Genomic DNA, 18994 nt, shown 5'->3' on the forward strand with positions numbered 1-18994 from the left:
GGCTCAGTCGATGGAGGGAACGCTTCAGGCAACCGCTACCGTTGAGGGCATGGACGGATTTGAACTCATCATCTTCGACTGCGACGGCGTGCTGGTGGACAGCGAACGGCTGACGGTGGCGATCGAGGCGCGCCTGCTCACGGAACTGGGCGCCCCGCACTCGGAACAGGACGTCGTGGACACCTTCATGGGGCGCACGTCCGCCGACGGCCAGGCAGTGCTGGAACGGATCCTTGGGCCGCAGAAGGCCGCCGAATTTGATCGGCGCTCCAGCGCTGAAATCCGGCGGGCCTTCGCCAACGAGCTCGCCCCCGTCCCTGGCATCGAGTCGCTGCTTAAGGCCTTGGCATCGCGGGGCCAGCGCAGCTGCGTTGCTTCCAGCGGATCGCACAGCAAAATGCGCTTGACCCTCGGACTCACCGGGCTGGCGAAGCACTTTGGCGCCCGCATTTTCAGCGCCGCGGAGGTTCAACACGGCAAACCCGCCCCTGATCTGTTCCTGCACGCCGCCCGGCTTCTGGGGGTAAACCCGGCCCGCTGCGCCGTCGTGGAGGACAGCGTTCCCGGTGTCCGGGCTGCCGTCGCCGCCTCAATGACGGTGTTCGGCTTCACCGGAGGGCTGGCTCCGGCCGGTGCCCTGACCGCTGCCGGGGCCATTCCCTTCGACCGGATGGAGGAGCTGCTGGACGTTTTCGATCCCGGTCCGCCACGCGCGGCCGGGCGGGCGGATGTTGCTTGTGCTCCGGACCCGACCGGCCCGGCCAGATGACCCTCTATCTGGACCCGCCGGTCTGGCCGGCGCATGGCACCGTGTTTTCACATCTTGTCTCGGACCTGTCGCTGACGGAACTGCACGATTTCGCCGCCGACGCCGGCATCCCCGGGCGGGCGTTCGACAGGGACCACTACGATGTGCCGGCGCGCCGGTATACGGATCTGGTCCGCCTGGGCGCTGTCGAGGTCTCCGGCAAGACCCTTGCCCGGCTGCTGATTTCCAGTGGGCTGCGGGTCCGCGCGCGGGACCGCAATGAGTCCCTCGAGCGGGCCCTGCTGCAGCGCTGGACCGCGCTCCTGCCCGGCCGGGAGGAGATCGGCCGGGACCTGCTCGGACGGTGGGGCGAGCCGCACCGGCACTACCACGGACGCACGCACCTGCTGGCAGTGCTGGAGGCCCTCGTGCTGCTGCATCCGGAGCCGGCAGGGCCGGTCCTGTTCGCCGCCTGGTTCCACGACGCGGTGTACCGGGGCGTGCCCGGTGCGGATGAGGAGCATTCGGCGCAGCTGGCGGAATCCGCGCTCACGCTCGCGGGGCTGCCCGCGGTTCAGATTCGCGAAACGGCACGGCTGGTCCGGCTCACTGCCAATCACATTCCGGGACCCGCGGACGACGGCGGCGCGCTGCTGTGCGATGCCGATCTGTCTGTTCTCGGCGGCTCACCCGAGCAGTACGGGCAATATCTGCGGGCCGTCCGGGCAGACTACGCCCACGTCAGCGACGCCGACTTCGCCACCGGGCGCGCCGTCGTCGTCCGGGAACTGCTCAAACTGGACCCACTGTTCCATACCCCGGCGGCGCAAAGCCTGTGGCTGCGGGCCGCGCAGCGGAATCTGGAAGGCGAGCTCGCCGGCGGCCTGGGCAGCCCCGGAAACTGACGCCGTCCTCCGCCCAGCCGAAGTGGCTCCCGGCCGCCTCCGGCTCAGGACAGCGGATTGGCCGCGCGGCTTTCCGTACTGAGCAGCACGACGACGGACGCCCCGGTCACGCCCATCCCTTGCCGGAGCGCGGGGCTGGCGGCGGCGACCTTGAATCCGGCCAATGATGCCGCCCCGCACGGCCCGCTGTCCAGCCCGAGCCGCTCCAACGAAAGGACCGCCTGCAGATCCTGGTCCTCGGTGATCGTGACAGCCGCGTCGATTCCGCCCTGCAGGACAGGCCACGCGATGCTGGAAACGGTGCCGCAATTCAGACCGGCCATCCGGGTCGAGCCGGTACGCACCGCCACCGGTCGCCCGGACTGCAGGGATTCCAGCAGGCAGGCCGAGTTCACCGGTTCCACGCTCAGCAGCGACGGGCTGGACGCGGCCGTCCCGCGATGACCGCTACTGTCACCACCGCGGTCACCCCCGCGATAGTGGGCCACGGTCGCCTGGATCAGTGAGCCGACGCCGCAAGGAGTCACCACCACGTCCGGGCCGCCGGCGCGGGCATCGAGCAGCTGCGCGTCGATTTCGCGGAAGATCGTCGAATATCCCTCAACTATCCAGCCGGGGATCTGCTCGTACCCTGTCCACGCGGTGTCCTGCAGCAGCAGCGCCGCGGGGTCCGCTGCCGCGGCCTCCTCGGCCGTGCGGACGACGTCGTCATAGGGTGCATCGATCTCATTCAGCACGGCGCCTTCCCCGAGAATGCCGTCCTTGGCGCGCTGGCCGATCGACGCGGGGACGAACACGTGGGCCGGCAGCCCGAGCAGACCGGCGGTATGGGCCACCGCCCGGCCGTGGTTTCCGTCGGTGGCACAGACCAGCCGGATGCTGCCGTCGAAATGTGCCGCCAATTCGGCAAAGGTCCAAGACCGCTCCGGCTCCGGCGTCCTTTCCGCCAGGGCCCGGTACACAGCCCAGGAGGCACCCACCATTTTGAACGCCGGCAGGCCAAACCGCTGGGCTTCCTCCTTGACGAAAACACGCCCCACGCCCAGCTCTGCCGCCAGCTCCGGGCAGTCCCGCAGCGGCGTCGGCGCATAGCCGGGCAGCCGCCGGTGGAATTCGAGCACGCCCGCCGGCGCACTGACACTGCGGTATTCACGCGCTGGCGGGTTCAGGTACCAGTTGTCGGTCTTCACGGGGGCAGTCATGTCACCATTGTGTCGCCCGAACCGTCAAACGGCCAGTATGTCCCGGAGCGGGGCAGAGACGGGGTCTGAGGAGGATCGTACGGAAATTCACGTTTGGGGGTCACATAGCTGATGAATTGGTCGCATGGCGGTCGATATTCTAAGTGATGAGCAGGCTGCCGGTTCGGCCGCGATCTGCACCAGCTGGTCAACATCCTCCGCGACCTGCCGCGACCTGACCGAACGTGGCGTCTGGTTTTAGGTCCTCACCGGTCAGGGAGCAGCCATCGACACCACCACCGGTTCCGGAAAACTGGTTTTCGGGATATTTGCCGCCCTGGCCCAGTTCGAACGCGAGCTCATCTCAGAACGCACCATCGCCGGCCTCGCCTCCGCCCGTTCCCGAGGCCGCAAAGGCGCGGCCGCCCGTTCAAGATGACCCGGCGAAGGTTCGGCTGGGCCATGGCTTCCGTGGCCCAGCCCGACACCAAGGTTGCCGGACTCTGCAAGGAGCTGGGCATTACTCCGGCAGACCTTGTACCGTCACGTCTCCCCAACTGGGGAACTGCGCCCCAACGGGGAGAGGCTCCTGAACCCGAAACAAGGGTCGCTTCAGAAAATCGAAAAAAATTACCGCTGGCAGCTAAGGGGACGCGGAGCACTTTGCCGCGGTGGTCTGCCGCGGGCGGAGTGGGAGACCACGAATGTCAGAGGTCAGTGCGGCGGCATTCGCCACGAAAGCGGCCCGGTGCGCATCACGCATGCGCACCTCGTCGCGGACCCAGGCACGATCGATGTCGATAGCGTCACGCGGGCGGGTGTCGCGCGGCTGCCCCTGCACGAAAAGGTGCAGGACATGTTCGGCGCAGAGGGCGGCCCACTCCCCAAGCAGCCGGTGCTGCTCGTCGGTCAATGTTCCGCCGCGGCGCACGGTGATCAGTCGGGGGTCACGCTCGGCTGGCAGGATCGGCATGAGTACACTCTTTCTCGTCATCCCGCGCGATTGCCACGTCCAGTCCCTCACGACGTACCGCCGGCAGAGGCCCGATAGACCATCCCTTACTGCGACGGCTTTAGGATGCTCGCCCAGGCATATGGCCGGCATAGCCGTTCAGGTCTGAGGTTGACGCCAGCCAGTACGACCACGATCCCCCAGACTTCCAGATCGAGGGAATCCTCACGGATTGACTCACTTCGGACCGCTGCCCGGCGGACCGCTGAGCACCGTGGGGACGTACTCAAGCAGCTGGAGCCGACCGTCGAAGGTCCTGCTGTCCACCAACTCGAGAGAAACATCCGGATAGCCGTCGTAGATCCGCTCCCGCCCGGTGCGGCCGGTGATCACCGGAAAGACGACCAGCCGGAACCGGTCCACGAGGCCCGCGCTCAGCAGCGACCGGCAGAGGCTGAGGCTGCCGAGGGTACTCAGGGGCCCTCTCCCGGTCCGTTTCATCTCGGTCACGGCCTCGACTGCGTCCCCGGTGACCAGCTCCGAGTTCGGCCAGGTCAGGGGCGCCTGCAGGGTGGAGGAGAAGATGACCTTGGGCACGGCGGCAAGGCCGGTCAGGCTGGCCCCCTCATCCTCGGAGAATCCCGAGCCCCCGGCCGCGGCCTTCTCCGACATGCCGGACATCAGCCGATAGGTGTTCGCCCCCAGGAGAATGGTGTAGTCCTTCTGCCCCTCCTGCTCGAGCCAGGCCAGGTATTCCGGCCCCTCCAGACCCCACCAGCCGGGCCACCCCTCGGCCGAGGCATACCCGTCCAGGGAGATGATCAGGTCGACCAGCAGGTCTGCTGATGACGTCTCTGCAGTTATCTCGCCCATCGCCGTCTCCTCGATCTGATCGACGCCATGCCGGCATGGTACCCCCGGAGCGATCAGACGTTCAAGGGGCGTCCTCCAGGGCGGCGTCCGACCACAACGACGTAGCGGTGTGGCCCATGAGGAAGTTTCGGTACTACGTACAGGCGAACCACCGTGCTACCGATCCTCCTCAGACCCTCAGACCCTCAGACGGCAGCAGGCGCCGATCCGCGCACAGCCGAGGGCTTTAACACAGGACAGGACCGGGCAGCGGTGCACCGTGCACCGTGCACCGTGCAGAGACCATCTACCGTGCAGACGCGCAAGGGCGGCATGGCCGATAAGCTGGAACAGTGCTACGTCTTTCCGCCCGCGGTCCCATCGGTGCTTCCAGACCGGGCGGCTCCAAATCGGGCGGCTCCAAATCGGGCGCCTCCCGACCCAGCAGCTCCAGATCAGGCGCCTCCCGACCCAGCAGCTCCAGATCGGGCACTTCCCGGCCCGGTGCTTCCCGACCCGTCCCTGCGACCGCGGCCATGGCCGGGCGTCCAGCGGGTATCTGATGGCTGCAGCGAAGTCCGCCGGATCCAGCAAGCTGCAGGCACCGCGGCTCTCCGCCGTGCGGCTCCACGACCTCCGGGATGCTCCACAGGCGTCGTTTCAATCGGGGGTCAGCTACGATGGCGAGCGCTACGATCGACCCGCTCTGGATGGTCTGGATATCACGGCCGCCGATTTCATCGAATGCGAATTCAATGGCGCCACATTCCACGAGGCCCAGCTTCGCGGGACCAGATTCCGTGATTGCCTCCTCGCCGACAGCTTCGCCCCCGTGTTCACGGCTGCGCGCTCCAGCTGGCGGGACGTGGTCATCACCGCACCGCGCTGGGGGTCGGCCGAGCTCTACGACAGCACCTGGCAGTCGGTGCGGATTGATGGCGGCAAACTGGACTTCGTCAACCTTCGCGCCGCGAAAATCTCCGATCTGCTGATCAGTGACTGCATCATCAACGAGCTCGACCTCGGTGGCAGCGCGGTCAACAGGGTCGCGCTGAGAACTGCCGGATCGGCACCCTCGATGTCGGTCAGGCCACCCTCAAGGACCTGGATCTGCGCAGTTCCGAATTCAAAGCCATCCACGGAATCGGCAATCTGGCGGGATCCGTCATCGACGACTACCAGCTGGGGCTGCTGGCTCCCCTGCTCGCTGACCACCTGGGCATTACCGTCGCCTGAGCGAACGACGGCCATCCAAGGCCGCCATATCCGCCAGATCAACCACCGCCGGCTCCCCCGCCGTGTCCTCCGTCGGCTGGCCCGCCTAAAATTGGACCATGGCATCCTCCTTTGAAAGTGTTCTGGCCACCCGTGGAACCGGCGGGTACCGGCAGTACCGCATCCCGGCGCTGGCGGTGAGTATGCGAGGGACGCTGCTGGCTGCTTACGACGGACGGCCCAATCTTGATGATCTGCCCAACCCGATCGACCTGCTCCTGCGCCGCAGCACCGATTCCGGCCGGACCTGGGGTCCGCAGCAGGTGGTCCGCACGGGAACCGGGCTGGAAGGATTTGGGGATCCGAGCCTGCTGGTGGACGCGGAAACCGGCCGTATTTTCATGTTCCACGCTGCGGGCACGCAGGCGGGCTTCTTCGAGGCGGTGGCCGGGCTGGAACCGTCCGACGCCGTCCAGCACTGTGACTACAGTTTTTCGGACGACGACGGCGACAGCTGGCAGCACCGCAGGATCACCGGCCAGCTCAAACGGGACCGGATCACCGGCATCTTTGCCGCGGCGGGACAAGGCATCCAGCTGCACGTCGGGCCTTACCGGGGCCGGCTGATCCAGCAGTTTGTGGTTCTTGTAGCCAGCGAAATTCTGGCCGCCTCCGCCTACAGCGACGACCACGGCGAAACCTGGACCCTGGGCGTCTTCGTCGGACCGGGGACCAATGAGAACAAGGTCGTGGGGCTCGCGGACGGGCGCGTTCTGCTGCATTCGCGCAGTACGCCTTACCGGCTGACGGCAATCTCAACCGACGGCGGGCACTCCTACTCGGCCCCGCGCCCGCATCCTCAACTCCCGGACCCCAGCGACAACGGATCGGTGGCCAGGTTCGACGGACTGCCAGCACTGACCGGGCTGGCTTCGGGGCGGATTGATGGCTGGCTTATTGCCACCCACAATCATGACACCGCCCTGCGCCGGAACACCGTGCTCAAGCTGTCCGAAGACAACGGCGATTCCTGGCCGCACGCGTTGGTCCTCTGCCCGGGAAGCTCGGCGTACTCCACCGCTGCCAGGCTCCCGGACGGCCGGATCGGCGTGCTGTATGAGCGCCAGGGCTACCGCGAGATCGTCTTCACCTCCGTAGACGCCAATGAGCTGCTGGAGGCTGGGGAACTACCGGACGCCGGGGAGCTGCTCGGCGAGTCCTTTCGGTGTGCCGTCCCGTGCGAAGCGGAGGCGGACGGCGACGTGATTTTTGATATGGAGCTGCGGTCGATCTCCCCCGGTCTGCCGGAGATTTGGCAGACCGTGGGGCCGAGCGTCACCCTGGCCGGTCCGCAGGGCGGCTTTCCCTCCTCCGTGTGGAAGGAAATGGGTCAGGGCTACTCCGAGGAAGCGGTTCAGGTGCTCTTCGACCGCAGATCACAAGAGCTGAACTATGGGCCGCCACGGCCTGGCTATCTCAGCGGAGACATCCTGGCCTTTTCCGGCCGGGCCGCCGCCCTAGGAGGCCGGGCACGGACCGTGCTGCTGGACGGGAACTTCGCCGGCGCTCCCATCCGCAGCGCGGCCGCCGTGGAACCTGGCAGGCCCGTGCTGTTTCCGTCCCTGACCTACACCGTGACGGCGGACGATGTTGCGGCCGGCTGTGCGATGGTCTCCTTCACGCTGACAGCGGGCCCTGCGGGCTCCCCTGTCAGGCGTGCCCGGACCTTTCGTTTCGATACCGGCAGAGGAGACGTGCACATCACAAAATGAACCGCCCGGCGTCGCCCGACCCGACGGGGCCCAACCCGACGGCGTCCGGTCCCACAGCGTCCTGTCCGGCGCCGCCCTGCCCGACGGAGGAGGTGCCGACAGGGCCGTGCGTCCTGAGCTGACGGTCCGCCTTAAGGCGGGCCAGCTCCCTCTCTACATCGTGGTCGGCACTGACCCGATCGAGCTCGCGCGCCACCGGGTCTCGGAACGGTCTCGCCGGATCCTCCAGCGCTCCGGTACTGAACATTTCCTCCAGCGCCTCCGACCGGGCCTGCATCCGTTGGGCGTGCTCCTCCGCTCGCCCCATGGCCAAGGAGACGTCGGTCATTTCCTTGTTCAGCCCGCCCAGCGATTCGCCGATGCGGCTTTGCGCCTCGGCTGCCGTATACGTGGCCCTAATGGTCTCCGCGCGCAGACGGAAGCCTTCCACACGAGTCTCCAGCTGCCCTAACCCCGCGGACAGCTTCTTTTCCTGTGCATAGAGGGCATCCCGTGCCGTGGTGATATCCGAGAGCTGCCCGGCGATATCGGCCCGCCGGGAAAGTGCCAGCTGGGCGAGCTCTTCATGGTCCAGGTCGACGGCCTGCTGTGCCTGCCGGTGCAGCCGCACCATTGCCGCGTGCAGTTCGTTGGCCTGCAGTTCCAGACGATGCCGGCTGGTGGACACGTCCGCGATTCCCCGGCGGACCTCATGCAGGGCGGCCAGCTGATTCCGGTAGGAGTAGTCCATGCTCAGTTGCGGGTCCTCATACTTGTCCACGGCGGCATTGGCCTTGGACCGGAAAATCATGGTGATTCGCTGGGTCAGCTTCATGGCGCCCTCCTGCGGGGTTAGAGGTTTCGGAGCTTGGGGTTCGGCGACTGGGGATTCGGCGGATCCGGGGGCGGCGACTGCGGGTATCTAAGGCGAGTATAGGTGGCGGTCCAGTTGTCCAGCATTTTCGCCTCGATGTCCAGGCGCCGCATCAGCTCGGAAAGGTCGACGGCGGTCATGGGCTGGGAGGTTCGGGCCAGTGCCTGCCGCACGCCGGCGGCTGTCTGCAGAATCTGTTCGGTCTGGGCGCCCAGGGTCTGCGCGTACGCGCGCTGAACGTCTGGGTCCGGCTCTTTTTCGGCTACCGCGAGCTGGCGGTCCACCACGTGCGCGGCATGATTGAGCGTCTGCACAATGTAACCCAGGTTGCCCACGTGCTGCCGTGAGTCCGCCGCAACATCGAGGCTGCGGTTGGTTGCGGCCAGGGAATCCTGCAGCCGCAGCCGGGAAGTAGCCAGCCCGCGCCGTTGCGGGGTACCGGTCCGGGCGCGGTGGATCAGTGCGCCTCGTCGGGCTCTTGCACCGGGAGCCGCGCGCCTGACCAGTCCCCGGGCGCCCCGGTAGAGCAGAATTCCAGCGGTGATGGCCGCTGCGAGGAACATCAACAAGATGCCCAGCAGCACGATCAGAAGAACGCTTCCGGGATCCATTTTCCGCGCTACCTCCACACAGCCGAAGCCGCAGCAGCATCCGGAGCCGCGGCTTATGCGCAGAAGCCTAGCACGCACGGCGGGTGGCCGGCGGGAGCCAGCTGTCCCGCCTCCTTAATGCTCCCTGATGGAATTGGGTGAACTTCCGCGGAGGCAAAGAAAGAGGTAAGGCCTGCAAAAGCGCTCGTGCGTTCCTCTCGCTCGGCACAATCTGGACCACGGTACTGCCCCCTTCTGGTTCCCCCTTCCAGAAAAGTCAATGCCGCTACCGGCCTTCAATCAACCGTGCCTGCCGGACAATGCGACCCTCCGTCGAAAAGCCGGCGCCGTCATTTGTCGTCGTCCATGCCTATCCAGTCAGCTCAGGCACGGTCGTCGCCGATTGTTCTCGTCGTCGGCGCGGCCGCTAGTCTGCGGGCTGCGAGTCCCGCCACTGGTCGATTTCGTCGAGCAGCGTGCTGCTCCGTTCGGCGCCCAGGAACGCTGAACGAACGGAATTTGCGGCCAGCTGTGCCAGTTGTTCCGTGCCCAATCCGAAGGTCCCTGTCAGCTGCGCGAAATTGTCGTCGAGATACCCGCCGAAGTAGGACGGATCATCGGAATGGACGGAAACGTTGAGCCCGCGGGCGAGCATCCGGGGCAGCGGGTGGTCAGCCAGCGTGTCCACCGAACGTAACCGCACGTTGGACAGCGGGCATACCGTCAGCGGGATCTGCTCGGCCACCAGCCGCTGCACCAGAACTTCGTCCTCCAGGGCCCGGATGCCATGATCGATCCGGGCCACACCGAGCAGGTCCAGTGCCTCCCAGATATAGCCGGGTTCCCCTTCCTCCCCCGCGTGTGCCACGCATTTGAGCCCGGCCGCGTGGGCGCGCGCGAAAACTGCCGTGAATTTAGACGGCGGGTGTCCCACTTCGGCCGAGTCAAGTCCAATCCCAATGATCGGCGCGTCCATCGCGATCAGCTGCTCGAGCACGCCAAGGGCCTCTTCGGCGGGCCGGTCCCGCAGGAATGCCGCAATCAGCGACGTGCTCATGCCATTTCGGGCCTCGCTGTCGCGCAGCGCCGCGGCGACGCCGTTGATGCAGGTTTCCAGCGGCACCCCGCGGACCAGATGCGCCTGCGGATCGAGGAAAATTTCCGCATGCCGCACCCCTGCGGCACCGGCCCGGGCGAGGTATGCGCTAGTCATGTCCGCGAAGTCCTGCTCCGTCCGCAGTACCGCCATGTTGGCGTAATACAGGTCCAGGAACGATTGCAGGTCGGTGAATTCGTACTGCTTCCGAAGGTCCTCGACATCCCGGTACGGCAGCACAATAGCATTACGGCGGGCCAGTTCGAAGATCAACTCGGGCTCGAGCGTGCCTTCGATGTGCAGGTGCAGCTCGGCGGTGGGCAAACGGGACATACGGGCCTTTCCGGCGATGTTGGCATGCCGCACCGGCAGCCTTTCCATGCAACAGCATACGGACCCCTCCGCCGGCCCCCAAAGATCATGCCTGACCGAACCCGTCCCGCTCTCATCACCTGCCCGCCGGACGCTACCCGAAGGCGCCCGTCGGTGCATCTTGACACGGGAGTAAACTGGGCCGATCCGAGTGGTTGCACGATCTTCCGGAGGCATTCATGAGTCAGACAACAAGCCCCTACTCAATCTGGCGGCGCAAGCCTGTTCAAGAAGTCGACGATGAGAAAGGCGGCGGACTGCTGAGGAGCCTTGGGCTGTGGCAGCTCACGGCGATCGGCGTCGGCGGCATTATCGGCGTGGGCATCTTCACGCTTGCCGGTGTGGTGGCGCACGGTGACAGCGCCAATCCCGGCGTCGGACCCGCCGTCGTTATCTCCTTTTTGGTCGCCGGCCTGGCCAGCGGCGCCGCGGCCCTCTCGTACGCCGAATTTGCGGGCATGATCCCCAGGGCCGGCTCCGCCTATACCTACGGTTACGTTGCCCTGGGCGAGCTTATCGGCTGGTTCATCGGCTGGGACCTGCTGCTTGAATATATTGCGATTGTGGCCGTCGTAGCCATCGGGATCTCCGGCTATTTCAGTGCGTTCATGAGCGGGATCGGGGTTCAGGTCCCGGACTGGATCTCCAGCGCCTGGACCCCCGACACCCCCCACGGCATCATTAATCTGCCCGCCATCGTTGTCTGTCTGCTGGTGACATGGATCCTCAGCCGCGGCTCGAAGAGCTTCGGCCGGTTTGAGCTGGTGGCCGTGGCGGTGAAGGTGCTGCTGATTTTAGGCATCATCGGGATCGGCATGTTCCACCTTAACGGCTCGAACTTCGTCCCCTTTATGCCCACCAGTTTTGGGCCGGTCCTCGGAGGCGCGGCAACCGTCTTTTTCGCCGTCTTCGGTTATGACGCAATGAGCACCGCTGCGGAAGAAGCCACGGACGCCAAGAAACATATGCCCAAGGCGATTATTCTCTCGCTGGTGATCGCGATGATTCTCTACGTGCTGGCGACCCTGGTGCTCACGGGGATGCAGAAGTACACCGAGCTCAACCCGAACAGCGCCTTCGCCTCCGCTTTCGATTCCGTGGGACTGCCCACAATCGCCACCATCATTGCCGGCTTCGCCGTTATTTCCATCCTGACCGTGATGCTGACCTTCCTGCTGGGGGTGACCCGGGTCTGGTTCGCGATGAGCCGTGATGGCCTGTTGCCCAAATGGTTTTCCCAGACGGACAAGAAACGTGTCCCACAGCGGGTTACCTGGATTGCCGGCGGTGCCTCCGCGGTGCTGGCCGGGGTGCTTCCCATCCGGCTTGTTGCCGACCTGACCAATATCGGCATCCTGGCGGCCTTCGTGGTGGTCTGCGTGGCGGTCATCGTCCTCCGCCGTACCAAGCCGGATGAACCCCGCACCTTCAGGCTCCCCTTCATGCCCGTCGTGCCAGCCTTCGGTGTCATCGCGTCCGCTTTCCTGATTACCCAGCTGCACTGGGAGACCTGGCTGCGGTTCGTCATCTGGCTGCTGATCGGTCTGGTCATTTACTTTCTCTACGGCCGCAAGCACTCGCTGATGAATCCGGACAGCCCGCGGCACGCTACCGAGGCGGCCACCCGAACACCCGCCGGGTAGTCTGAAGCCATGCGTAAAAAAGCCGACCGGGCCGATCTGGTCTTCCAGTTCGTTAGCTTTGCCCTAGTTTGTCTGGCCCTGTCGGTGCTGCCGTGGCCCTTTCCGGTCAAAATTGCCGCCGCCTTCGGGCTCTCCCTGCTGCTCTCGGCGGTCTACACCAGCGCGCGGCGAAGGAACCGGCGCAGGAGAGCCGAGCCGAAAAGGATGCGCGTGATCAGCATCGAAAGCGTGGAGGACTAACCCGGTGGACGTCATCCGCTACAGCGAACTCAGGCCGTCCCGTTGGGCCAACGGAGGCGGTGTGACGCGCACGGTCGCCGCCTCCCCGTCCAGCGGCAGCAACTGGGACTGGCGCATCAGCATCGCGGAGGTCAGCCATGCGGGTCCGTTTTCCCCGCTGCCGGGCATCGACCGCATAGTCACTGTGATTGACGGTGATCTGCTGATGCTGGAGGTCGACGGCGACGAGCACCTGTTGGAGAAATACCGACCGTTCCGCTTCTCCGGGGACAGCGTTACCGACGCCGCCCTGCCGACGGGCAACGTGATGGATCTGAGCGTGATGACGCGGCGCGGCGGTTTCAAGGCTTACACCACCATCATCGAGCTCTCCCGGAAACGCCCGCACCCGGTCTTCGCCGGCCAGCATGCCGTCCTGCTGCAGGGCGATGCAACCACGACGGCTGGTGGCCCGGCCGCGGCAACCACCAGCGGAACCGCGGGCGTGGCACTGTCCCGCTTTGACGCCGTCGCCGGTTCTGACGCGGCGCCCGAGCTGACTGGCCGCGGCTTTCTGGCTATTGTGAGCATCGCCGCCGCAGAACAGTAAACCGCCACCAAGCTACGCAAACAGCTGTTCTTAACACACGGCCAGCGCCAGGGTTCGAATGGCGCTCCGCGCCTTCGATGTCAGCGCGGGAGGCTGCCAATGATGACGGTGGCAGCCAGCTCGTCGGATTCGACCACCCGCGGGAGCAGCCCGCAGCGGGTAAAAATACCTACGGTGCGTGGCGCTTGACGCCCGCTGCATTCGACCAGCAGATGGCCTTCGGGCGCCAGCCACAATGGCGCGGCAGCCCCCACCCGCCGCTGCACGTCAAGCCCGTCCCCGCCGCCGTCGAGCGCCGCCCGTGGTTCGTGGATCCGCGCTTCCGCTGGCATCATCCCGATCTCCCCGGTCGGGACATAGGGCGCATTGACGACCAGAACGTCGACGCAGCCCCGCAGCGCAGGCGGAAGGGGCTCAAAAAGATCACCTTCGAACACCTGACCACCGACGGCGGTGATGTTGCGGCGGGCGCACCGGACCGCGGCGGGATCGATGTCGGCGGCGTATATCCGGGCGCTCGGAGCGGCGGCGGCCAGTGCCGCGCCTATCGCGCCGGAGCCGCAGCAAAGGTCGACGACGACGGCTTCGGGCCCGGACAACGCGAGGGCCTGCTGGACGAGGAACTCGGTGCGGCGGCGAGGCACAAAAACACCCGGATCCACTGCGATCCGCAGGCCGCAGAACTCTGCCCAGCCGAGTATGTGCTCCAGCGGCAGGCCGGCTACCCGCCGGTCCACCATGCTGTCGAGATCTGCGGGCGTCAGCGCGGCGGAAAGGAGCAGTTTCGCCTCATCTTCGGCATAGACGCACCCGGCGGCCCGAAGCCTCCTGGTGATGGCGACTGAGGAGGAAGAAGGCGGCAGAGGAGACGGGGAAGCTGACAATGGAGTGCCTTTCGGTGTGCCTTGGCGCCCTCCTGCGTCACCTGCGCGGGGTGAACCACCCGTCCGCGATGCGGAGGCGCCCGATCTGATACAGCAGTAATCGCTCTCACCTCCTCGGCGCTTAACGCTGGAAATAACGTAGCGTTTCATAGTGCGGCAAGCAACTGTGCCAGCCGGCCCGGGGAGAGCCCGCGGCCGCGCCCGCGTTAATGCCAGCGCCCCTCGAAGGCCCGGTTCAGGGCCCTTCCCGCCGCCGATCTGATCGGAGCGGACCTGCAGCGGCCGCACAGTTAAATGGCCGAGCAGCCGGCGAAAAGGTACCTGAGAATACCTGTCGCCAGCTGCCCGTCCGGGATGAAGCCTGACCGCTTAGCGGCTGCGGCGCTGGTTCGACGCCGGGGCCGAGGCGCGGCGGGGACCAGCTCCGCGTGCCGTTCGATCGGAGCCGCCGCCCTTATAGCTGCCGGTTGAGGTTCCCCCAGTGGTGGAGGACCAGACCTGGGCCGATCCTTGGGCACGAGGGGCAGTGCCGCGCTGACTTGCGGCATTCTGCCCCGCACCCGAACGGCCGGCAGCCCGCGGCGCATCATTGCGGTGCGATGCTGCCTGCGGAGCGCGCTTAGGGCCGCGTGCAACGTCACCGGCGCCCTCGGCGCGGGCCGGACGACGGTTCTCGCTGCCAAACCGGGGTGCCTGTGTCTGTTCCTTGCGGCGGTCCTCACGGTTGCTCGATTCGGGGGCTCCGGCGTAAACCCTGCCGCGTTCACCGCGACCTCCCCGACCGCCGGCGGCCGGGGCGCCCTGACCGGATCGGCGTGCGCGTTTGCGCTCGGCATTGGCACCGGTGGACTCACCGCCGCCCTGCTGACCGGTCTTGGCCGCCTGCAGAGCGGCACGGGTGCGCGGGTCGACCTTGCCGGCAACCTCACCCACGAGCGTGGCAATCAGCGGGTGGCTGGCGGTGACGCGCTCAAAGGAGACGTCGACGCCGGCTGCCTTCATCAGTTTCTTGACGTCGGACTGCTGCTCCGGCAGCGTGATGGTCACAACGGTTCCATCGGATCCGGCCCGTGCCGTACGGCCCGAGCGGTGCAGATAGGCCTTGTGCTCGGTGGGCGGGTCGACATGGATCACTAGTTCGACGTCGTCGACGTGCACGCCGCGGGCAGCCACATCGGTGGCGACCAGCACACGCACCTCACCGGAGGAGAACTCCGCCAGGTTGCGGTCACGGGCGTTTTGCGACAGGTTCCCGTGCAGGTCGACGGCGGGAATGCCTGCGTCGGTCAGCGTCTTGGCCAGCTTGCGGGCGTGGTGCTTGGTGCGCATGAACAGCAGACGGCGGCCGGCTCCGGAAGCCAACTCCACGATTAGCTGCTTCTTGACCGTTTGGTCGCCAACCACCAGAACATGGTGTTCCATGGTGCTTACGGACGCCTTGGGATCATCGACCGAGTGCGTCAACGGGTTGCTGAGGTAACGCTGGACGATCTTGTCCACGCCATTGTCGAGTGTGGCGGAAAACAGCAGGCGCTGGCCATCCTTCGGCGTGGTGTCCAGGAGCCGCTTGACCACCGGCAGGAAGCCGAGGTCCGCCATGTGGTCGGCCTCGTCCAGCACGGTGATTTCGACCGCTTCCAGGGTGACCAGGCGCTGCTTCATCAGGTCTTCAAGCCGGCCCGGGCAGGCGATGACGATGTCGACGCCGGCCCTGAGTGCACGCTCCTGGCGCTGCTGGGAGACACCTCCGTAGATCACGGTGGTCGTGAGGCCCATTTCCTTGGCCAGCGGCTCAATCGTGTTGTTCAGCTGGGTGGCCAGCTCGCGGGTTGGTGCCAGGACCAGGCCCAACGGGCGGCCCGGTTTCCGGCGGTAGGCGGCTTCGGCCTCGGCCAGGCGCGCTACCAGCGGAAGGGCAAAGGCAATGGTCTTACCGGAGCCGGTGCGGCCGCGGCCCAAGACATCCCGGCCTGCCAGCGTGTCCGGAAGGGTCTTGACCTGGATCGGAAACGGCTCCTCGATCCCTTTGGCGGCGAGGGAAGCGGCAAGGACCTTGGGCACACCAAGGCTGGAGAACGTAGTCATAGGAGATAGTTGCTTTCGGTTCGGCATAAATACGATGCCCTGCGCCGGCCGGCGCAGGGATTCGCCGAAGAAATGTCAGAAAATGTCTACCGCAGACCATGCACCGGGCCCGGCATATGCGGGCTCATCTGAAATCATGGAAAATAACTTGCGGGACTGGATCAACGCGTTCATCGACGCATGAAGGGCGCTAAGGCGCTTCAAGTGCCTTCAGTCTATCAGGCCACCGACTCAAGTCCTGCCAAATCGGACGGACCTCCCGGCAGCACGACGGCGCCCGTTGCCGTACGTCGGAGGCAAGCCGCCACCCCACCCGCTTTGGCGAGTTCAGAATCACAGTGCTTTCCACAATTTCCAGTTCCGGAATCCGCTCGGCCATGGCCACCTCTGCGCTCATCATGTCCTCCGCCGGATGCAGCCACATCAGCACGAGAAAGTTGCTGGACCCCGTGGTGGACTCGATCAGCCGCGTATCGCGGAACGAGCGCAGGATCCGCGCAACCTCATCATGGCGCGCCGCGGGAACCCTGCCGGTCCACTCGCAGCTGGCAGGGTAGCCGGAATAACCCTGCGCCGGCTCGCACCGAGAGGAGAGCAGGCCGCTGGCCAGCAGCGGGTTAAGCTGCCGACCCCACCGTGGACGGGTATCCGCAAAGACCTGACATAGCCGACGACGGCGGCGGGCACGCCAGGACCGCCAGCGGTATCCACGAGGGGGCCGACCATGCGGCCGGCCGTGTGCGCGACGGCGGCGGGCACGCCAGGACCGCCCACGGCGGCGGCGCTGCCGCGCTCCTGCGTCGGGTGCCGCCGTCGTCGTCCTCCCTGCGCGCTCTGCGTTGCAACCGCCGTCCCGGCCAGACGTTCCGAAGGGCCAGGCGGCGGCCCGAACAGCCGGGCAGGGCGCTCCCCGTGGCCTGCGGCCGGTATTCTGGAGGCAATGAGCGAATTCCCAGAAGCAGCCCGCGCATCCCTTCCGCGCGCTGTGACACCCGGCAGCCAAGCCTCGCACGGAACCTATCAGGCCCAGCCCGTTTCCTTTGTACGCCGTGGCACACGGCTGCAGGGACGGCGCGAGCGGGCTTGGCAGGAATACGAAAAAACCTACGCCATCGACGTTCCCCGGCATGTGGCGGATACTTCAGTACACCCGGACTTCGTCTTTGCTGCCGAGGACACCTTCGGCCGCCGCGCACCGTTGATCGTGGAGATCGGATCCGGGCTAGGCGACGCCGTCGTCTTTGCCGCTGAGCAGAACCCGGACAAGGATTTTCTGGCCGTGGAGGTCTATCTCCCCGGGCTGGCGCAGACCCTGCTGAAGGTCGCGTCACGTGGGCTCACTAACGTCCGCGTTGTCCAAGCCAATGCACCCGAAGTGCTCAGCACCATGCTGCCGGCGGGGTCCGTGAGCGAAGTCTGGGTGTTCTTCCCCGATCCGTGGCACAAAACCAAACACAACAAGCGCCGCATGGTCAAGGAAACCTTTGCCCCGCTGGTCTCCCGGGTCCTGCAGCCGGGCGGTCTCTGGCGGTTGGCGACGGACTGGTCCGATTACGCCCGGCAAATGCGCGAGGTTCTCTCGACCTCCGAGGACTTCGCCAACGTCCACGACGGGGAACGAATTGGAGCAGATAGCCCGCTTACTCAGGCCAGGACGACGGCGGGCGACTGCGACCGATCCGATGAGCCGGACACCGAGGGCGGGTGGGCGCCGCGCTTCGCCGGTCGGATCCTGACCGGATTCGAGAATAAGGCGCAGCTGGCAGGGCGGACTGTTTTCGATCTGACTTTCCGGCGCCTGTAGCTGGCTTCACAGGTGGCTGGCCTTCCCTGCACATCGTTGCGGAGGCCCGCGGTTGCGCACATTGTCCGGGGCCGGCTTAGCCCGGTGCCATCGGCGGCCTAGCCTCGGAGCATGAGAGCACACAGAGCGATTGCGCAAATGGCTACAGCGGAGCGACCCCGCGAAAGGCTCCGGCGTGTGGGTGTGCGCAGGCTTCGCGCCGCGGAGCTGCTGGCCGTGATCATCGGGTCCGGACTGCCGGGCTGCAGCAGCCTGGAACTGGCCGCCCGGATCCTGAAAAAGACCTCGGGAGCCGCGGCCCTCACCGAGGTCACCGTGGAGCAGCTCCTGGAGGTGGATGGCGTAGGGCCGGCGCTTGCCATGCGGATAGTAGCAGGCTGTGAACTCACCCGGAGGGCACTTTCCCGAGGCCGACAAGACTGGCCGCGGCCCAATCCCCTGCCCGCTGCAATGGACCCCTACGGTAGCTGAGCGGCCACCGGTATTTCTTTCTGTGGGTGGTCGTCGCGGAGGTCACCAGCGGCCGCGTGGAGGCCTTCCGGCGTAACTCCTTCGGCAACTGAGCGAAGTCCGGCACTTCATGCTGTGAGCTGTAGACCACCACCGCGGGCGAGCGGAGACTTGGGCGCCACCCTCTTTTGCCGTCATAGGTGGTCCATCAGTTTCGCCGGCGACCCCGGGCGGGAAACCGGGAAACCGGGAAACCGGCAACAGGGAAATAAGTTAGCCCCGCTCAAGATGTTATCCCCAACTCAAAATAAGTACTATTATTCTCCTCCGTCAGCGCGTAGTATAGTATACCTGTTCGATACATCGAGTTCCGGTTCCGCAGGGTCCGCACACAACGCGGCCGGCACACCCCCGGCTTCGACCCTCGGTGCTGCCCACTCGGGCGCCCGAACTGCCGCCGGTCTTGCTGCCGGTCCTGTCACTGCCGGTCCTGTCACTGCCGGTCCTGTCACTGCCGGTCCTGTCACTGCCGGTCCTGTCACTGCCGGTCCTGTCACTGCCGGTCCTGTCACTGCCGGTCCTGTCACTGCCGGTCCTGTCACTGCCGGTCCTGTCACTGCCGGTCCTGTTGCTGCCGGTCCTGTTGTTGCTGGTCGGGTTGGGATGATTGCGGGGTGGATCACTGTTTTGGCGGGGATGGATCCCGAGGACGGGGATGACGGGGAGCGGATTGGGTTGCTGCGGGTGATGGAGGACCTCAAAT

At 66.1% G+C, this 18994-nt stretch carries 19 protein-coding genes; 11 read left to right on the top strand and 8 right to left on the bottom strand.

Annotation, left to right across the window (positions count from 1 at the left end; genetic code table 11):
• Positions 1–10: 10 nt before the first annotated feature.
• The gene (locus QMG52_RS03550; protein WP_283559049.1) at positions 11–769 is read left to right on the top strand and encodes an HAD family hydrolase; all 759 of its coding nucleotides are present in this window, start codon (positions 11–13) and stop codon (positions 767–769) included.
• On the top strand, positions 766–1653 hold the full coding sequence (locus tag QMG52_RS03555; RefSeq protein ID WP_283559050.1) for a DUF4031 domain-containing protein: 888 nt from the start codon (positions 766–768) through the stop codon (positions 1651–1653). Before QMG52_RS03550 ends, QMG52_RS03555 begins: the two co-directional genes overlap by 4 nt.
• A 44-nt stretch (positions 1654–1697) precedes the next feature.
• On the opposite strand, the gene QMG52_RS03560 is transcribed toward QMG52_RS03555, so the two are convergent.
• The gene (locus QMG52_RS03560; protein WP_283559051.1) at positions 1698–2855 is read right to left on the bottom strand and encodes a pyridoxal-phosphate dependent enzyme; all 1158 of its coding nucleotides are present in this window, start codon (positions 2853–2855) and stop codon (positions 1698–1700) included.
• Positions 2856–3171: 316 nt separating this feature from the next.
• Between QMG52_RS03560 and QMG52_RS22105 the strand changes: the two genes are divergently transcribed.
• Positions 3172–3273 carry a recombinase family protein gene (locus QMG52_RS22105; protein ID WP_502920443.1) on the top strand — a complete coding sequence of 34 codons (102 nt, stop codon included), beginning with the start codon at positions 3172–3174 and terminating at the stop codon, positions 3271–3273.
• 204 nt (positions 3274–3477) lie between these two features.
• Here QMG52_RS22105 and QMG52_RS03570 read toward each other — a convergent pair whose 3' ends face one another.
• Both QMG52_RS03570 and QMG52_RS03575 read right to left on the bottom strand, forming a co-directional pair.
• Positions 3478–3807, bottom strand: a complete 330-nt coding sequence (locus QMG52_RS03570) for a putative immunity protein (RefSeq protein ID WP_349361647.1) — start codon at positions 3805–3807, stop codon at positions 3478–3480.
• A gap of 216 nt (positions 3808–4023) precedes the next feature.
• Positions 4024–4659, bottom strand: coding sequence for a dihydrofolate reductase family protein (locus tag QMG52_RS03575; protein WP_283559052.1), 636 nt, complete (start codon positions 4657–4659; stop codon positions 4024–4026).
• Positions 4660–5200: 541 nt separating this feature from the next.
• Here QMG52_RS03575 and QMG52_RS03580 point away from each other — a divergent pair.
• A complete protein-coding gene (locus tag QMG52_RS03580; RefSeq protein ID WP_502920439.1) occupies positions 5201–5989 on the top strand; it encodes a pentapeptide repeat-containing protein in 789 nt (262 codons plus the stop codon).
• Positions 5973–7625, top strand: coding sequence for a sialidase family protein (locus QMG52_RS03585; RefSeq protein WP_283559053.1), 1653 nt, complete (start codon positions 5973–5975; stop codon positions 7623–7625). Before QMG52_RS03580 ends, QMG52_RS03585 begins: the two co-directional genes overlap by 17 nt.
• Here the strand turns inward: QMG52_RS03585 and QMG52_RS03590 are convergent.
• The 3 genes from QMG52_RS03590 to QMG52_RS03600 form a co-directional block, all read right to left on the bottom strand.
• Positions 7615–8439 (bottom strand): PspA/IM30 family protein, encoded by an 825-nt coding sequence (locus tag QMG52_RS03590; protein ID WP_283559054.1) that lies wholly within the window; start codon positions 8437–8439, stop codon positions 7615–7617. The two genes, QMG52_RS03585 and QMG52_RS03590, sit on opposite strands and share 11 nt — an antisense overlap.
• Positions 8440–8456: 17 nt before the next feature.
• Positions 8457–9089: a hypothetical protein gene (locus tag QMG52_RS03595; RefSeq protein ID WP_283559055.1), complete on the bottom strand. Its 633-nt coding sequence runs from the start codon at positions 9087–9089 to the stop codon at positions 8457–8459.
• 406 nt (positions 9090–9495) lie between these two features.
• On the bottom strand, positions 9496–10545 hold the full coding sequence (locus tag QMG52_RS03600) for an adenosine deaminase (protein WP_283559056.1): 1050 nt from the start codon (positions 10543–10545) through the stop codon (positions 9496–9498).
• 170 nt (positions 10546–10715) lie between these two features.
• Here QMG52_RS03600 and QMG52_RS03605 point away from each other — a divergent pair, with 170 nt between their 5' ends.
• From QMG52_RS03605 to QMG52_RS03615, 3 genes are read left to right on the top strand one after another with little or no spacing between them, the layout of a single operon-like run.
• Positions 10716–12179, top strand: a complete 1464-nt coding sequence (locus QMG52_RS03605; RefSeq protein ID WP_283559057.1) for an amino acid permease — start codon at positions 10716–10718, stop codon at positions 12177–12179.
• Positions 12180–12188: 9 nt separating this feature from the next.
• Positions 12189–12419, top strand: coding sequence for a hypothetical protein (locus QMG52_RS03610; protein ID WP_283559058.1), 231 nt, complete (start codon positions 12189–12191; stop codon positions 12417–12419).
• Between the two features lie 4 nt (positions 12420–12423).
• Positions 12424–13008, top strand: a complete 585-nt coding sequence (locus QMG52_RS03615; RefSeq protein WP_283559059.1) for a HutD/Ves family protein — start codon at positions 12424–12426, stop codon at positions 13006–13008.
• 80 nt (positions 13009–13088) lie between these two features.
• On the opposite strand, the gene QMG52_RS03620 is transcribed toward QMG52_RS03615, so the two are convergent.
• Positions 13089–13892, bottom strand: a complete 804-nt coding sequence (locus tag QMG52_RS03620; RefSeq protein ID WP_283559060.1) for a putative protein N(5)-glutamine methyltransferase — start codon at positions 13890–13892, stop codon at positions 13089–13091.
• Positions 13893–14261: 369 nt separating this feature from the next.
• Positions 14262–15977 carry a DEAD/DEAH box helicase gene (locus QMG52_RS03625; protein WP_283559061.1) on the bottom strand — a complete coding sequence of 572 codons (1716 nt, stop codon included), beginning with the start codon at positions 15975–15977 and terminating at the stop codon, positions 14262–14264.
• Positions 15978–16315: 338 nt separating this feature from the next.
• On the opposite strand from QMG52_RS03625, the gene QMG52_RS03630 reads away from it, so the two are divergent.
• From QMG52_RS03630 to QMG52_RS03640, 3 genes are all read left to right on the top strand, one after another.
• The gene (locus QMG52_RS03630; RefSeq protein ID WP_283559062.1) at positions 16316–16534 is read left to right on the top strand and encodes a hypothetical protein; all 219 of its coding nucleotides are present in this window, start codon (positions 16316–16318) and stop codon (positions 16532–16534) included.
• Between the two features lie 383 nt (positions 16535–16917).
• Positions 16918–17781, top strand: a complete 864-nt coding sequence (gene trmB / locus QMG52_RS03635) for a tRNA (guanosine(46)-N7)-methyltransferase TrmB (RefSeq protein WP_283559063.1) — start codon at positions 16918–16920, stop codon at positions 17779–17781.
• A gap of 111 nt (positions 17782–17892) precedes the next feature.
• Positions 17893–18252 (top strand): UPF0758 domain-containing protein, encoded by a 360-nt coding sequence (locus QMG52_RS03640; protein ID WP_283559064.1) that lies wholly within the window; start codon positions 17893–17895, stop codon positions 18250–18252.
• The last annotated feature ends 742 nt before the right edge of the window (positions 18253–18994 follow it).

It is taken from the genome of Paenarthrobacter sp. PH39-S1 (assembly GCF_030063245.1).
Taxonomy (GTDB): domain Bacteria; phylum Actinomycetota; class Actinomycetes; order Actinomycetales; family Micrococcaceae; genus Arthrobacter_M.

Excerpts from the sequence above, each read along its gene's own strand:
- trmB (WP_283559063.1), top strand. The coding sequence starts at position 16,918 with ATGAGCGAATTCCCAGAAGCAGCCCGCGCATCCCTTCCGCGCGCTGTG.
- QMG52_RS03590 (WP_283559054.1), bottom strand. The coding sequence starts at position 8,439 with ATGAAGCTGACCCAGCGAATCACCATGATTTTCCGGTCCAAGGCCAAT.
- QMG52_RS03610 (WP_283559058.1), top strand. The coding sequence starts at position 12,189 with ATGCGTAAAAAAGCCGACCGGGCCGATCTGGTCTTCCAGTTCGTTAGC.
- QMG52_RS03595 (WP_283559055.1), bottom strand. The coding sequence starts at position 9,089 with ATGGATCCCGGAAGCGTTCTTCTGATCGTGCTGCTGGGCATCTTGTTG.
- QMG52_RS03580 (WP_502920439.1), top strand. The coding sequence starts at position 5,201 with ATGGCTGCAGCGAAGTCCGCCGGATCCAGCAAGCTGCAGGCACCGCGG.
- QMG52_RS03625 (WP_283559061.1), bottom strand. The coding sequence starts at position 15,977 with ATGACTACGTTCTCCAGCCTTGGTGTGCCCAAGGTCCTTGCCGCTTCC.
- QMG52_RS03555 (WP_283559050.1), top strand. The coding sequence starts at position 766 with ATGACCCTCTATCTGGACCCGCCGGTCTGGCCGGCGCATGGCACCGTG.
- QMG52_RS03585 (WP_283559053.1), top strand. The coding sequence starts at position 5,973 with ATGGCATCCTCCTTTGAAAGTGTTCTGGCCACCCGTGGAACCGGCGGG.
- QMG52_RS03575 (WP_283559052.1), bottom strand. The coding sequence starts at position 4,659 with ATGGGCGAGATAACTGCAGAGACGTCATCAGCAGACCTGCTGGTCGAC.
- QMG52_RS03605 (WP_283559057.1), top strand. The coding sequence starts at position 10,716 with ATGAGTCAGACAACAAGCCCCTACTCAATCTGGCGGCGCAAGCCTGTT.
- QMG52_RS03600 (WP_283559056.1), bottom strand. The coding sequence starts at position 10,545 with ATGGAAAGGCTGCCGGTGCGGCATGCCAACATCGCCGGAAAGGCCCGT.
- QMG52_RS03570 (WP_349361647.1), bottom strand. The coding sequence starts at position 3,807 with ATGCCGATCCTGCCAGCCGAGCGTGACCCCCGACTGATCACCGTGCGC.
- QMG52_RS03640 (WP_283559064.1), top strand. The coding sequence starts at position 17,893 with ATGAGAGCACACAGAGCGATTGCGCAAATGGCTACAGCGGAGCGACCC.
- QMG52_RS03550 (WP_283559049.1), top strand. The coding sequence starts at position 11 with ATGGAGGGAACGCTTCAGGCAACCGCTACCGTTGAGGGCATGGACGGA.
- QMG52_RS03560 (WP_283559051.1), bottom strand. The coding sequence starts at position 2,855 with ATGACTGCCCCCGTGAAGACCGACAACTGGTACCTGAACCCGCCAGCG.